Source organism: Bradyrhizobium sp. JHI2711, from assembly GCF_056156565.1.
In genome coordinates this window covers 282,586-296,844 of sequence record NZ_JBPZPT010000002.1, presented here as the reverse complement: position 1 = coordinate 296,844, position 14,259 = coordinate 282,586, and the positions used below count along the sequence as shown (strand labels likewise).

Genomic DNA, 14,259 nt, shown 5'->3' with positions numbered 1-14,259 from the left:
GTCGGGACGACAGGCGCAAAAAGGTTAGCACATCTGCCCATCGTGAGAAGCGCGCCGGATGCAGCGCGGCTGCGCGCAGCAAAAATTGAGACGGAATGTCAATGAACGGATGAACGCTGCGACGACCGCGCCTCGCGCTGCAACGCGGAATCAACAGCGCGCGCGCAACGTCGTCAGGCGGTCCGCCGGGGTGGGCATACAAAAGTGCGAAAACAACCCCATGCACAGTAGAACTGCGCAAGTTGATCCGCGCGCGGTGACGCCGGACAATCATTTGAAGCGTCGAGTAAAATAATCGCGGCGCTCACGGGGCGACGGGGTAGGGTCCGTCGTCGAACAGCGTGTCGTGATAGCCTTTCGATCCGACCTCGCGCGCCAGCGTGCTGCGGAAGTCGCGGCCATCGCGCAGGCTGCGCAGCACATGGGCGAAGTCGAATTCGGGTCGCCAGCCGAGCTCCCGCCGCGCGCGCTCGTTGACATAGACCCGGTCGATCGCGGGGAAGAGCCGCCAGCCGCGCGCCGCATAGAGCTGCGCGCACTCCGGATAGAGCTCGCGCACGACAGCGGCGGCATCGCGCGCCAGCGCTCCGAGATGACGTTGCTGGAACGGGCTCGTCGCCGAGACGATGTAGCGGGCGAAGCCGATGCCGGGCGCGCGCTCGACGGCGGCTAGATGCGCGCTCACCGCGTCCGCGATATCCAGCCGGCGGTAGAGCAGCTCGTTGGCCTGCGCGTTCTCCAGCGTGTAGGCCGACCGCATCGCCGGGTCGTCGTCGTCCTCCGGAAAGAAGCGCGAGGTCCGCAGAACCACGATCGGTAGCGCGCGCTCGCGAAAGAACAGCTCGCAGAGGTTCTCGGCCATCAGCTTGGTCGTGCCGTAGATGTTCTTCGGCACCGATGGCAGCTCCTCGGTGACCCACACCGCCGCCTGTCCCGCCTCGGGCCGCAGCTGCGAGCCGAATGCGCTGGTGGTGCTGGTGAAGACAAAGCTCTTCACGCCGGCCGCGACTGCCGCCTCGAGCAGGTTCAGCGTTCCTGACACGTTGGTGTCGACAAAATCCTGCTTGGAATGGGTCGCCACATGCGGCTTGTGCAGCGTCGCGGTGTGGACCACGGCGGTGACGCCGTCCATCTGGCGCCGCACGAAGGCGGGATCGACGATGGAGCCAACGGCATCGGTGAAGGGGGAGGGCTTGAGATCGACGCCGCGGGCGGGCGACCCGCGCCCACGGAGCGTCCGCAGGACCGCCTCCCCGAGATGGCCAGCGCTACCGGTGACCAGGATTGTCATTGCAAGTCTCGCCCGCCGTTGCGCTTGGCTTTTTGCTCTTCGTATTGCGCCTGGAGCATTGGATTGCTCGTCTCGCCTGCGACTGTGTCTGCGTTGCCGCCGTCCAGGCCCGGCGCGGCCTTGATCCCGTCGGCGATGTTGCTCTCCGAGCCCTTGCGGATGAATGGCTTAAGGTAAGCATCAAGTTTGCCCTTGCCCGGCTCTTCGAGCTCCTGCGTCAGGGCTGCGAGATACTGAACTTTGTCCGTGGCGGCCCAATCGATGCTGATGCCTGCACGCCGCGCAAGTTCCGCATGGATCAGCATGATAGTGCGGCCATTGCCGTCCAGGAATGGATGGCCATAGGCGAGATAGCCCATCACTTCGCCGGGCTTTTCCGCCATGAACGCCTCGTCTTGTCCCTTCTCCAACGCGTAGTCGATAGCTTTGCGGATGTCATTGGGATGGGCGAAGATCACAGAGCCCTTCTTTACGAAGATGTGGGACGCGTTCGTATGACGGTCCTCTCCAGCCCAGGGGAACACTCCTTCAAAGAGCGTTTTGTGTGTTTGGAGGACATCGGCGTAGCTTAGGGAAGGCTGCGCCTTGAGATGATCCAAGGCTGCATCGATGCCGGTCAGAAAGGAATTGTGCAGGAGGCGCTGAACGATTCCGGGATCTTTGGCCTTCGCGACGTTGCGCAAATAACCGCGCGTCGCAAAATCTCCAAACGGATCAAACGTCACAGACGGCTTTCGCGAAGATAGCGCGCTTGAAGACGCACCGCTTGGACACGATCCAAAATCCCGGCGCGCTGGAGTGCGACGATGGTATTCTCGATAGGATCGAAATTCACGTCATCGCCGGAGAGCCGCGTCACGTGATGGGCAAAGACATCGTTCGATGTCGCGATCACTGCCACGTTGTTAGCGGCCGCCAACCGCTGGATTACACCAGCAGTATACTGGGCCTTGGTGGCGGAGCGCTGAGCAGACATGGAAACTCCTCTCCCCAAATATAGTGAACCAAGGCCTGAGAATCCATTGAGTTGCTGCCTTCCCGGCGTCTTCACTTGCCCGTAAACTACCGAAACACCTTCAAAATTGCTCCGGCCTCGGTTTGAGGCCGCTCTCGCAAGCGCGGACAGCAAATCGCCGCACGAGGCGGCTCATGCCCAACAACAGCTCGCGCTTGCCCTTTGGAGTCTTTGAGGCTCATACAATGCTCTCCGAGGTTGGAGAGCGCTTCCTAGGCCAGCCTAGGAAAAACTGGAGCGGGCGAAGGGGCTCGAACCCTCGACCCCGACCTTGGCAAGGTCGTGCTCTACCACTGAGCTACACCCGCATCCTGTGTCGGTCGCGTGACGCGCCGACAACGGCTGTCGTATGCCAAAAGCGGGAGGGGAATGCAACAGCTACGGGCGGCATCATTTCGCATTTGAGGCGCCATATGGAGCCCGAAGCTGGGGCAAATCGACCGGAAACGCCCCGGAACCGGCGAATCGCGGGACCTGGATTGAAATTCGGCCCATTCGGCCCAATTTAGGAGCCGACCACAAGCATATGACGCGGCGGCGTGCTAAAGAGCCGCCATTCCAGACATGACGAGGGAATCCCGTGACGATCATCGACCAGGGTAACGGAGCGGCGGGCCCGGCTGCGGCCGACCTGATCAAGGACACCACCACCCAGACCTTCGTGAAGGACGTTATCGAGGAATCGAAGCGCCAGCCCGTGCTGATCGATTTCTGGGCAGAATGGTGCGGCCCCTGCAAGCAGCTCACCCCCGTCCTGGAGAAGGCGGTGAAGGCGGCCAAGGGCAAGGTCAAGCTGGTCAAGATGAACATCGACCATCATCCGGCGATCCCGGGCCAGATGGGCATCCAGTCGATCCCGGCCGTGATCGCCTTCGTCAACGGCCAGCCGGCCGACGGCTTCATGGGCGCGGTGCCGGAGAGCCAGGTCAACGCCTTCATCGAGCGGCTGACCAAGGGCGTCACCGCGCCGGGCGAGGTCAACGTCGCCGAGATCGTGCAGGAGGCCGACGCGATGCTCGCCGAGGGCGACGCGGCGGCGGCGGCGCAGATCTATGCCGAGGCGCTGCAGCATGATTCCACCAACATCGCGGCGCTGGCGGGCCTTGCGAAGTGCTACGCCGTTTCCGGCGCGATGGAGCAGGCCAAGCAGACGCTGGCCATGGTGCCGGAATCCAAGCGCAACGACCCGGCCGTGAAGGCGGTGCAGACCGCGATCGATCTCGCCGAGCAGGCGAAATCGCTCGGACCGGTTGCCGAGCTGGAACAGAAAGTCGCCGCAAACCCGCTCGATCATCAGGCCCGATTCGACCTCGCCACCGCGCTCAACGCCCAAGGCAACCGCGCGGCGGCGACCGAGCAGCTGCTCGAGATCATCAAGCGCGACCGCAAATGGAACGACGACGGCGCCCGCAAGCAGCTGGTGCAGTTCTTCGAGGCCTGGGGCGGCACGGATGATGCAACCGTCGAAGGCCGCAAACGTTTGTCGACGATCCTGTTTTCGTAACGGCCTTTTTTGAGCATGATCTGTTCGGAAAACCGCTCCACACTTTGCGCTAACGCGGTCCTTCGGATCCGGATCATGCGCTAGCAACGCCAGGGGACCGGGCAGATGCCGATCAACATCGAATATCGCGGGCCCGCCGACCTCCCGGAGATCATTCCGGTCTTCCCGCTGCCGGGCGCGCTGCTGCTGCCGCGCGGCCAGATGCCGCTCAACATCTTCGAGCCGCGCTACCTTTCGATGGTCGACGATTCCTTCCGCGACGGCCATCGCCTGATCGGCATGATCCAGCCCGACATCGCGCATTCGCGGAAGGATTCCGACAAGCCGGCGCTGTTCCGCGTCGGCTGCGTCGGCCGCATCACCCAGCTCGCCGAGTCCGGCGACGGCCGCTACATCCTCGAGCTCACCGGCGTTTCGCGCTTCAAGGTGGTCGAGGAGCTCGAGGTGCTCACCCCCTATCGGCAGTGCAAGGTGGACTTCTTCGCCTACGTCGACGATTTCACCGCGCGCCGCGGCGAGGAGGAGGTCGACCGCGAGGCGCTGCTGGCGGTGCTGGCGGACTTCCTGAAGGCCAACAACCTCAAGGTCGACTGGGAGGGCGTCGAGAGCGCGCCCAATGAAGCCCTCGTCAATGCGCTCGCGATGATGTCGCCCTACGGCCCCGCGGAAAAGCAGGCCATGCTGGAGGCGCCCGACCTGAAGACCCGCGCCGAGATCCTGATCGCCGTCACCGAGATGGACCTCGCCAAGAAGCGCACTAGCGGCGACCCGCCGCTGCAGTGATCGTCAAGCGACCCAAAGCGCGATGCGATTAGGATAAATCCTCATCGCGCTTTGGGTTTTTTGGTTTGAGCATGATCTTTTCGGAAACCGCTACACACTTTGCGCTGACGCGGCCCTTCGGGTCCGGATCATGCTCTATGCGGCAAACTCGCCGGCCTCGGCCTTTCGATCCGCAAGCCGTGCGATCGTCGAGGCCCGTATCGGCGGGCTGAGGTGGAAGCCCTGGGCCTCGACGCAGCCCTCCTGGCGCAGGATGTCCAGCTGCTCGGCGGTTTCGACGCCTTCGGCGGTGGACGTCTTACCGAGACTCGTGGCGAACTGGACCACGGCCCGCGCGATCCGATGGGGCTCCTCCATCGGACTGGACAGCTCGCTGACGAAGCTGCGATCGATCTTGATCTTGTCGAAGGGAAACTTCTGCAGAAAGCTGAGCGACGAATAGCCGGTGCCGAAATCGTCGAGGGCAATCCGCACCCCGAGCTCGCGCAGCTGGCTGAGTGCTGCGAATACGGTCCCGCTGTCATGCATGATGACGGTTTCGGTGACCTCGAGCTCGAGCCGGTCTGAAGCAATCCCCGACGCCGCCAGTGCGCTCACGATCGTCGACACGAGCTCCTTGCTCCTGAATTGCGCTGGAGACAGGTTGATCGCGATCTTCAGGTCGGAACGCCATTTTGCCGCTTCGGCACAGGCGGTTCTCAACACCCATTCCCCCAGCGGCAGGATCAAGCCAGTTTCCTCCGCGACGGGAATGAATTCGCCGGGCGAGACCAGACCCCGCTCGGGGTGGTGCCAACGCAGCAACGCCTCGAAGCCACAGGTCTCGCCGCTCTTCAAATTGACGAACGGCTGGTAGTGGAGCTCGAATTCGCTCCTCGCAAGCGCCTTCCGCAGATCCCGCTCCAGGTTGCGGCGCGCATGCAGGAGCCGGTCCAGCTCCGGCTCGAAGAAGCGGAATGCACCACGTCCGCCGCTCTTGGCCGAGTAGAGGGCAAGATCTGCGCTCCTGAGGATCGTGTCGGAATCGGCGCCGTCTCGGGGCGCAAGGGCGATCCCGATGCTGGTGCCTATAACGACCTGATGATCGCCGAGATCGAACGGCTCGCTGAGCGCGCCATGGATCGTCTCGGCGAGAGAGGCCGCGTCCGCAACCGGATTGGTCACGTAGTCCACGATTGCGAATTCGTCGCCGCCCAGTCGGGCGACGAACGTCGTCTCCCTGATGCAATCCAGCAGGCGCGCCGCGACCGAGCGCAGCAGCAGGTCGCCCGCCGGATGTCCGAGCGTGTCGTTGACCTCCTTGAAGCGGTCGAGATCGAGCAAGAGAACCGCCAGATGGAGATTTCCGCCACGCGTATCGGCAAGTGCAGGCTCCAGACGCGCCTTGAGCAGCACGCGGTTCGGCAGCTCGGTGAGCGCATCGTGTTCCGCCATGTAGGTGATCTTCGCTTCGGACCGGCGTTGCTCGGTGACATCCAGATGCGTAGCCACCCAGCCGCCGCCGGCCATCGGCTGCCGCGTCACGCAGATCAGCCGCCCATCGGCGAACGCATCGATGCGGCTCGAGACGGCATGGATCGGCAGTGCTTCGAGCCTGGCGATCTGCCGTTCGGCGGCGAAATCGCTGGCCTCGCCTTCGAGTATGCCGCTGGTGACGCGATGACGGATGATGTCGCGGTGCGGAGTTCCCGCACGCAGCAATTCCGGCGGCAGCCGGTACAAACGGGCGTAACGCTCGTTGCAGATGACGAGCCGCTTCCCGGCGTCGAACATGCAAAGGCCCTCGACCATATGGTTGATGGCCGTGTCCAGCCTCAGCTTCTGTTCCTTGAGCTCGTTCTGCGACCCTTCGAGCTGCTGCCGGGCGATGGAGAGCTGGCTGATGATCTCCTCGAACTTGGCGGTTCTGGTCGCCAGACGACGATCGGCCAGCACTCCGATCAGGCTCATGCCCAGCACGGACAATGCGACGCCGGCGATGGCGAGCGCGAGGAAGGCCGGAGACAGCGAAAGCGTATCGGTCGCGAGCGCCGGATCCGGTGTGATCTGCACGGCGCCCATGGCCGTGAAGTGATGCGACACGATGGCGAGCGTCAGCAGGGTGGCGGCTGCCAGCGTGCCGCTATAACCCTGACGGGTGAGCGCTGCCGCCAGCGCAGCGTAGCCAAAACACATGCCCAGAACGATGGAGAGGAGCACGAGGTCCACGGACCAGGAGACTCGGCCCGGCACTTCGAGCGCCCACATTCCGAGATAGTGCATGCTGGCAATGCCGCCACCGATGATGACGCCGCCAGCCGCCGCGCGCCAGCGGCCGGACGTGACGACCGCGACGCCGAAGCCGACCGAGGTCAGCAGCATTGCCGCCGCGAGAGAGGACGCCGTTAACACGATGCCGTAGCCCGTCGTGACCCCGGGCTCGTAGGCGAGCATCGCGACGAAATGCGTAGCCCAAATGCCGTATCCGATGGCCGCGCCGGCAATGGCGATCCAGATCCACCGGGTTCTCCCGCGCGTTGCGATCGCGCGGTGGAAGATGCTGACCGCGACGATGCTGGCAACGAAGCAGACCAGAGCAGCGAGCACGACGAGCCGCCAATCGTGTTCGGCCGTAAGGCAGGAGAAAACGCGGAACATTCAGTTTCGCCCCATCGTCGATATTGTTGATGTTTGTCGATGCTGGACCGGCTAATCGCCCTTCGCGTTAATTTTGTGCCGCGCCTGATCGCATGCTTAGCGGCTTGCCAACACCGTCCGTAAAATTTGATCTGTGGGGCTAACACGTTCCGCGCGCCGGTCGCGCCGGAAGCCCGCTGCGCGCGTTTGCGGATGACTGGAGATGGACGCGGATGCGCTTGCGTCCGGTGATCATCGCGCTGCAGGAGTCCTATCAGCGCCACACCAGCAACGTGGAGCACGACCAGGACGATGACGGCATCCGAAGAATGCCTGGTCGATCGGTAACGGATCTGGTCCGCTTTAGATGAGTTCTAGTACCCGGCAACCGACATCACGACGACCGCACTGAGCGCCATCCAGCCGAAATGCCGGCCCCGCGTCGCCCATGCGTTGGCGAGGGCGGAGCAGCCGAACACGCAGGCCATGGTCGCGACGATCCAGTGACGAGCCGGCTCCGATTGCATCCACGGCGCCGCGATCAGCAGCACGCCACCGCCGATCCAGGCCACGGTCGAGGCCTGCCACACCAGCCGGATCAAGGTGCGGAGGCGCTCCGGCTCGATGCGCGCGCGGGCGAAGACCTTGGCTTCGCCGAGGTAGCCGTGAACGAGCGCAACGGCGATGGTCACGACGCCCGCACACTGGAGCAGCAGATCCCGCATCGACGCCTCCATACACTCATGTATGTTTCGATAGCGTCTGGCCAAGCGCTTGTCAATACACTAGTGTATGGTGCGCTTCCGGGAAACGACATGAACCAACAGCTCTCCGCTGACGATTGGACTGGCCAGGGCCTCAAGGCCCTGGCCAAGAGCGGCTTCACGGCCTTGAAGGCCGAGCCGCTCGCCAAGGCCATGGGCGTATCGCGCGGCAGCTTCTATTGGCATTTCGCCGATCTCGCCGCGTTTCACGCCGCGGTGCTGAAGCGCTGGCGCGAGATCGCGGCCGAGCGGATCATCGCCGACGTCGAAGCCGCCGGCGACGAGCCGGTCAAGATGCTGCTGCGGAGATCCTTCGGCGCGCGGCTCGACCTCGAACGCGCGGTGCGCAATTGGGCGGCGTTCGATGCTAGCGCGCAAGGGGCGGTGCGTGCCATCGATCGCCGCAGGCTCGATTATATCGAGGAGCTGCTGCAGAAGCGGGGACTCGCCCCGGCAACGGCGCAGGCCCGCGCGCAGATCCTGTACTGGACATTTCTCGGTTTCGCCCTGTCAGGCCCGTCAATCCCGGCCGCGCGGCTGCGGACCATGCTCGACGAGCTCCTGGCGATGGTCTCCGCCTAAAGCGCGATGGCGGGCGCGAATTTCTATGCTAAAGGCAAGCAAGTGCCGGAGACTTCCATGAACGCGCCCACCGAACGTCCCGAAGCCAGCGTCGATCCAAAATTGCTGGAGATCCTGGTCTGCCCGCTGACAAAGGGCCCGCTGGAATTCGATGCTGAGCGGCAGGAGCTGATCTCGCGCAGCGCCAAGCTCGCTTATCCCATTCGCGACGGCATCCCGATCATGCTGCCGGAAGAGGCGCGCAAGATCGATTGATAACAGCGAGTGGGGAGTGGCGAATGGCGAATGGGTCCACTCGCCACTCGCTACTCACCATTCGCCCTTACAACGCCTCGCCCTTCAACAGCCGCGGCACCTCGCCGGTGAGGCCTGCGGCCTGGCGGATGAAGAGGTTCTTCAGCGGCGGGGCGCGGTCGACGAGGCCGAGGCCGATGTCGCGCACCGTGCGCAACAGCGTCGACTGGTTGGAGAACAGGAAGTTCAGTGAGTTGGTGGCGACGCCCATCGCCATGGTGTCGAACCGGCGCCAGCGCTGGTAGCGTTCGAGCACGTCCGCCCCGCCGATATCCAGGCCGAGCCGCGCGGCATCGACCACCACTTCCGCCAGCGCAGCGACGTCCTTCAGGCCCATGTTGAGGCCCTGGCCCGCGATGGGGTGGATGACATGGGCAGCGTCGCCGACCAGCGCGAGGCGCTCGGCGATGAAGGACCGCGCGACGAAATAAGACAGCGGAAACGCCCGCGGCTTGTCGAGCACCTTGACCTCGCCGAGATGCAGGCCGAAGCGCTGCTCGAGCTCGGCGTGGAATTCCTCGTCGCTGAGGGCGATGATGCGCGCGGCCTCAGTGCGGCGCTCGGTCCACACCAGCGAGGAGCGTTTGCCGGTGAGCGGCAGGATCGCGAACGGGCCGGCCGGCAGGAAGTGTTCCTCGGCGCGGCCCTCGTGATCGCGCTCGTGGCCGACGGTGACGACGATGCCGGACTGATCGTACTCCCAGCCATGAGTGACGATGCCGGCGCGCTCGCGCAGCTTCGACCGCGCGCCATCGGCGGCGACCAAGAGGCCCGCCGCGATCACGCTGCCGTCGCCGAGCGTCACCTCGATGCCGTCGGTGCGCGCATCGTAGGAGGCGACCGGGGTGGCGCGAAGATCGATGCCGTCGGCCTCGGCGCGCACCACCAGCGCGTCGATCAGGCGGCGGTTCTCGATCATATGCGCGAAGGGCTCGCCCGGCGCGACGTCGCCGGCGAAGTTCAGGAACACCGGGCGGGTGGCGTCCTCGAGCTTGGAATCGGTGACGACCATGTCGAGGATCGGCTGGGCCTCGCCCCGGACGTCGTCCCAGGCGCCGATCGTCTCGAACAGGCGGCGGCAGGCGGCGACGATCGCGGTGGCGCGGGGGTCGCGGCTCGGCCGCGTGCCGAGCGCGGGATCGGCGACGATGATTGGGATCTCGGGCCCGAGCCCCTGGCGTAGCGCCAAGGCCAGCGCAAGGCCGGCAAACGCGCCGCCACCGATGACAATGCTACCCTGTACCGACATACCAAAGCTTCCCGGACAATTCTCGGTCTTGCTAGCAGACTTGAGCTGGGCGAAACAGTGCGGTGAAACGAGGACCGCTAGCCCTTCGTTCCGTCATTCCGGGGCGCGCAACGCGCGTACCCGGAATCCGGAGGTTTATCAGCTCGAGATTTTCGGGTTCGCACCGCGTGCGCCCCGGAATGAGGCATCACTGGAAAGCACCATCATGTCCAAAGGACTGATCGACCTCATCGGGATACTCGACCTCGAGCAGCTCGAGGTGAACCTGTTCCGCGGCAACAGCCCGAAGACGAGCTGGCAGCGGGTGTTCGGCGGCCAAGTGATCGGGCAGGCGATGGTCGCGGCCTGCCGCACCGTGGAGGGCCGGCTGCCGCATTCGCTGCATTGCTATTTCATCCTGCCGGGCGATCCGCAGATCCCGATCATCTATCAGGTCGAGCGCCTGCGCGACGGCAAAAGCTACTCGACCCGCCGCGTCACCGCGATCCAGCACGGCAATGCGATCTTCTCGATCATGGTCTCGTTCCACGCCGAGGAGGAGACTGCGTTCGACCACCAGGACAAGATGCCGGACGTGCCGCCGCCGGAAAAGCTCACGGCGGAGGAGGTGGCGAAGCAGCCGATGTTCAAGGAGATGCCGGACTTCATCCGCCGCTACTACGAATCCGATCGGCCGATCGAGCTGCGCCCGGTCGAGCTCGGCCGTTATTTCGGCCAGAAGATCGACGACGGCCGCATCCACGTCTGGATCAAGACCGCGGCCAAGCTGCCCGACGATCCGGCGCTGCACATGTGCGCGCTCGCTTACGCCTCGGACTTCTCGCTGCTCGACGCGATCATGGCGCGCTATGGCCGCACGCTGTTCGACAAACGCATGATGCCGGCGAGTCTCGACCACGCGATGTGGTTCCATCGCCCGTTCCGCGCCGACGAATGGCTGCTCTACGCGCAGGATTCGCCGAGCGCGCAATCGGGACGGGGGCTGACCCGCGGCTCGATCTTCAAGCCGGACGGCACGCTGGTCGCCTCCGTCGCGCAGGAAGGCTCGGTGCGCGAACGGAAGGCCTGATCGCTTCAAGCAGCGCCTGAAGCGTTCAGATCATGCCCCGAGCGAGCCGCGCGGCGCGAGCTCGGTCTGCGAGGCGAACCAGTTCATGATCCAGCGGTACACCCACGGGATCGGGATGATGAAGCACATCAGGATGGCGGCCACGATGCCGCGCCAGAGGATATCGAGGCCGCTGCCCTTGAACACGATCTCGCGCCGGGTGCCCTCGACGTTGCGGCAGAACCAGCGCATCTGGGCCGCGGCCACCCAGGCCCAGCCGATGATGGTGATGATGGAAATCGCAAACAACAGATTCCAGCCGATATAGGCCCAGACCGAACCGGTGAAGCTGAGGCCCAGCGGCTGCTCGTTGGAGGCGAGGTTCGCGACCATCCATTTGATCAGGAGCCAGTAGAGCACGATCTGCACGATGAACAGCAGATTGCTCAATATCTCGCTGCCGACGAAGCCGAGCGCGATGGCGAGAACGATGAAGCCGAAATACCACGGCACCAACGTCATCGCATTGCCGGTGAAGCTGAGGTTCGGCCGCCCAGGGACCTTCACGCAGGAGACGATCCATCTGGTGTACCAGACGAAGGCCCAGGGCGCCGGGATGACGAAGATCATTCCGATCAGCAGGACGATGCTGCGCCAGGTGAATTCAAGGATGCTGAAATCGACCGAGAGCGATCCACCGCTTGCATAGCCGGCAGCGCCGCCATAGCCACTTCCGCCCGTCGGGACCATCGGCGGCGCACCGCCGCCGATCAGGCCGGGAATTTCGGCGGCCTTCTGCCAGCCGGCCATGCCCTCGGTCCAGACCAGGGTGTCCGGACGCACGACGCCCTGCGCAACGAGGTCGCGGAATTGCCCTTCCGGAAAGGGCCCCTGCTGCTTGCCCTCGGATGCGTAAAACCAACTCGCCATGGAACGTCCCCCTCGAACTTACGTATGTACCGGCCGGGACGCTTCGGTTCACGCCTGGGTTCACCGCATCCATGCCAAAAATGCATTGTGAATGATGAACAGCTGCCCTGTACAGAGGCGGCCGTTCACATGACCGCCCTTGGCCAAACGTTTTTCCGCTTCAATCTGCAACTTTTTTGTGCCATTTGCCCGGAAAGATGCCAGATTGACGCAGCGCCGGGGACATACGGCGCGGCGCATCCCGGGGAATAGGCCTGACCATGAAACTCGTCGTCGCGATCATCAAACCCTTCAAGCTCGATGAGGTCCGCCAAGCCCTGACGGCGATCGGCGTGCACGGCATGACCGTGACCGAGGTGAAAGGCTATGGCCGTCAGAAGGGCCACACCGAGATCTATCGCGGCGCCGAATATGTCGTGAACTTCCTGCCGAAGCTGCGCATCGAGATCGCGGTCGCTTCCGACGTCGCCGACAAGGCGGTCGCCGTGATCACCGCGACGGCGCGCACCGGCCAGATCGGCGACGGCAAGATATTCGTCACGCCGATCGACCACGCGCTGCGCATCCGCACCGGTGAGACCGACAGCGACGCGCTTTAACACAAATTATTCTTCGATTGCACCGGGCAACGACGCCACAGCGTGCGACGCCAATTGATGCCGGGGGGAACGATATGGCGGGATTGTCGCGCCGCGCAGCTGCAATGGCTGCGCCAATCGGATTTGTGTCCGCCATGGCTTCGCCGGCGCGCGCGGCGGCAAACGAGATCAACACCGCCGACACCGCTTGGATGATCGTCGCGACAGCGCTGGTGCTGATGATGACGATCCCGGGGCTTGCGCTGTTCTATTCCGGCATGGTGCGCAAGAAGAACGTGCTCGCCACCATGGCGCAGAGCCTGGCCGCGGTGATGCTGATCTCAATCCTCTGGGTGGCGTTCGGCTACTCGCTGTGCTTCGTCGGTGACGGCCCCTGGATCGGCACGCTCGATCGCTGGTTTCTCGCCGGCATGACCATGGACAGCGTCAACCCCGCGGCGAAGACGATCCCGGAATCGCTGTTCATGCTGTACCAGATGACGTTTGCCATCATCACGGTGGCGCTGGTCGCCGGCTCGGTCGCCGACCGCATGCGGTTCTCCGCCTATCTCCTGTTCTCGGTCGCCTGGTTCATCTTCGTCTACATTCCGCTGGCGCATTGGGTGTGGGGCGGCGGCTTCCTCGCCAGCATGGGCGTGCTCGATTTCGCCGGCGGTCTCGTCGTGCATCTGTCGGCCGGCACCGGCGGCCTCGTTGCAGCCAAGGTGATGGGACGCCGTCACGGCTACGGCACCGAGAATCTCTCGCCGTTCGATCTGTCGCTCGCAGTGATGGGCACCGGCCTGTTGTGGGTCGGCTGGTTCGGCTTCAACGGCGGCTCGGCGCTCGGAGCGAACTCACGCGCGGTGATGGCGATCATCGCGACCCATCTGGCCGCCTGCGCGGGCGCGCTGACCTGGGGCGCGATCGAATGGGCGACCCGGCGCAAGCCCTCGGTGCTCGGCATGATCTCCGGTGCGGTCGCAGGTCTCGGCACCATCACGCCGGCCTCGGGCTTCGTCGCGCCATGGCACGGCATCGTCATCGGCATCATTGCCGGTGCACTCTGCTACTGGGCCTGTACCTGGCTGAAGCACCGCTTCGACTACGACGATTCGCTCGACGTCTTCGGCGTCCACGGCATCGGCGGCCTGACCGGCACCCTGCTCGGCGGCGTGTTCGCCACCAGCGCCATCGGCGGCACCGCCGGCCTGCTGGAGGGCAATCCGCAGCAGCTCCTGATCCAGTTCTATGGGGTCGCCGTGACCTTCGTCTGGTCGGCGGGCGTCAGCTTCATCCTGCTCAAGCTGGTCGGCCTGTTCGTGCCCTTGCGCGTATCCCGTGAGCACGAGCTGGAGGGTCTGGATATTTCGCAGCACGGTGAAGCCCTGCAGTAGGCGCCGACGCTACGTAAATACCGCCTCGCTGCCCGACACGTGAGCAACATTGTGTCGGGAGCCTGTCTTGCCCTTATTTTCAGCAGGCGTGACCACGTTTTGAGCGCGACGTAATAGCGCACTGCATCGCAGCACCCGCCAAAGGCGAAAACCCCCGTCTTCATAGTCCGTTAGGCAATCCGCCTGATCTGGCACGGCATTTGATTCT

Annotated in this window: 14 protein-coding genes and 1 tRNA gene; 7 read left to right on the top strand and 8 right to left on the bottom strand. The window is 64.2% G+C overall.

Translation table 11 applies throughout. The features are described from left to right. Positions 1-304: 304 nt before the first annotated feature. From ACTEK7_RS13940 to ACTEK7_RS13925, 4 genes are all read right to left on the bottom strand, one after another. A complete protein-coding gene (locus ACTEK7_RS13940; protein WP_225148214.1) occupies positions 305-1,291 on the bottom strand; it encodes an NAD-dependent epimerase/dehydratase family protein in 987 nt (328 codons plus the stop codon). After that, positions 1,288-2,016 (bottom strand): Fic/DOC family protein, encoded by a 729-nt coding sequence (locus ACTEK7_RS13935; RefSeq protein ID WP_225148213.1) that lies wholly within the window; start codon positions 2,014-2,016, stop codon positions 1,288-1,290. Before ACTEK7_RS13935 ends, ACTEK7_RS13940 begins: the two co-directional genes overlap by 4 nt. Continuing rightward, entirely contained in the window at positions 2,013-2,267 is a 255-nt protein-coding gene (locus ACTEK7_RS13930) for a hypothetical protein (protein ID WP_036003012.1), read from the bottom strand. Before ACTEK7_RS13930 ends, ACTEK7_RS13935 begins: the two co-directional genes overlap by 4 nt. Before the next feature lie 272 nt (positions 2,268-2,539). Further along, positions 2,540-2,614: transfer RNA gene (locus ACTEK7_RS13925), tRNA-Gly, on the bottom strand. A gap of 272 nt (positions 2,615-2,886) precedes the next feature. On the opposite strand from ACTEK7_RS13925, the gene trxA reads away from it, so the two are divergent. Both trxA and ACTEK7_RS13915 read left to right on the top strand, forming a co-directional pair. Continuing rightward, complete coding sequence (trxA, locus tag ACTEK7_RS13920; RefSeq protein ID WP_225148212.1) at positions 2,887-3,810, top strand: thioredoxin; 924 nt, start codon at positions 2,887-2,889, stop codon at positions 3,808-3,810. Between the two features lie 105 nt (positions 3,811-3,915). After that, a complete protein-coding gene (locus ACTEK7_RS13915; protein WP_036003016.1) occupies positions 3,916-4,593 on the top strand; it encodes an LON peptidase substrate-binding domain-containing protein in 678 nt (225 codons plus the stop codon). Between the two features lie 135 nt (positions 4,594-4,728). On the opposite strand, the gene ACTEK7_RS13910 is transcribed toward ACTEK7_RS13915, so the two are convergent. Both ACTEK7_RS13910 and ACTEK7_RS13905 read right to left on the bottom strand, forming a co-directional pair. Further along, the gene (locus ACTEK7_RS13910; RefSeq protein WP_225148211.1) at positions 4,729-7,230 is read right to left on the bottom strand and encodes an EAL domain-containing protein; all 2,502 of its coding nucleotides are present in this window, start codon (positions 7,228-7,230) and stop codon (positions 4,729-4,731) included. Positions 7,231-7,583: 353 nt separating this feature from the next. After that, the gene (locus tag ACTEK7_RS13905; protein ID WP_036003036.1) at positions 7,584-7,934 is read right to left on the bottom strand and encodes a hypothetical protein; all 351 of its coding nucleotides are present in this window, start codon (positions 7,932-7,934) and stop codon (positions 7,584-7,586) included. A 90-nt stretch (positions 7,935-8,024) separates the two neighbouring features. Between ACTEK7_RS13905 and ACTEK7_RS13900 the strand changes: the two genes are divergently transcribed. Next, the gene (locus tag ACTEK7_RS13900; protein WP_036024363.1) at positions 8,025-8,555 is read left to right on the top strand and encodes a TetR/AcrR family transcriptional regulator; all 531 of its coding nucleotides are present in this window, start codon (positions 8,025-8,027) and stop codon (positions 8,553-8,555) included. Positions 8,556-8,612: 57 nt separating this feature from the next. Continuing rightward, positions 8,613-8,810, top strand: a complete 198-nt coding sequence (locus ACTEK7_RS13895) for a Trm112 family protein (protein WP_036003042.1) — start codon at positions 8,613-8,615, stop codon at positions 8,808-8,810. Between the two features lie 67 nt (positions 8,811-8,877). Here the strand turns inward: ACTEK7_RS13895 and ACTEK7_RS13890 are convergent, their stop codons facing one another. Further along, positions 8,878-10,098: a ubiquinone biosynthesis hydroxylase gene (locus tag ACTEK7_RS13890; protein WP_036024268.1), complete on the bottom strand. Its 1,221-nt coding sequence runs from the start codon at positions 10,096-10,098 to the stop codon at positions 8,878-8,880. 205 nt (positions 10,099-10,303) lie between these two features. Between ACTEK7_RS13890 and tesB the strand changes: the two genes are divergently transcribed. Then, entirely contained in the window at positions 10,304-11,167 is an 864-nt protein-coding gene (gene tesB, locus ACTEK7_RS13885) for an acyl-CoA thioesterase II (RefSeq protein WP_036003028.1), read from the top strand. A 30-nt stretch (positions 11,168-11,197) separates the two neighbouring features. Here tesB and ACTEK7_RS13880 read toward each other — a convergent pair whose 3' ends face one another. Then, complete coding sequence (locus ACTEK7_RS13880) at positions 11,198-12,076, bottom strand: DUF4339 domain-containing protein (RefSeq protein WP_036038878.1); 879 nt, start codon at positions 12,074-12,076, stop codon at positions 11,198-11,200. A gap of 260 nt (positions 12,077-12,336) precedes the next feature. On the opposite strand from ACTEK7_RS13880, the gene ACTEK7_RS13875 reads away from it, so the two are divergent. Continuing rightward, positions 12,337-12,675, top strand: a complete 339-nt coding sequence (locus ACTEK7_RS13875) for a P-II family nitrogen regulator (protein WP_008142802.1) — start codon at positions 12,337-12,339, stop codon at positions 12,673-12,675. Between the two features lie 74 nt (positions 12,676-12,749). Further along, the gene (locus ACTEK7_RS13870; protein ID WP_225148210.1) at positions 12,750-14,051 is read left to right on the top strand and encodes an ammonium transporter; all 1,302 of its coding nucleotides are present in this window, start codon (positions 12,750-12,752) and stop codon (positions 14,049-14,051) included. The last annotated feature ends 208 nt before the right edge of the window (positions 14,052-14,259 follow it).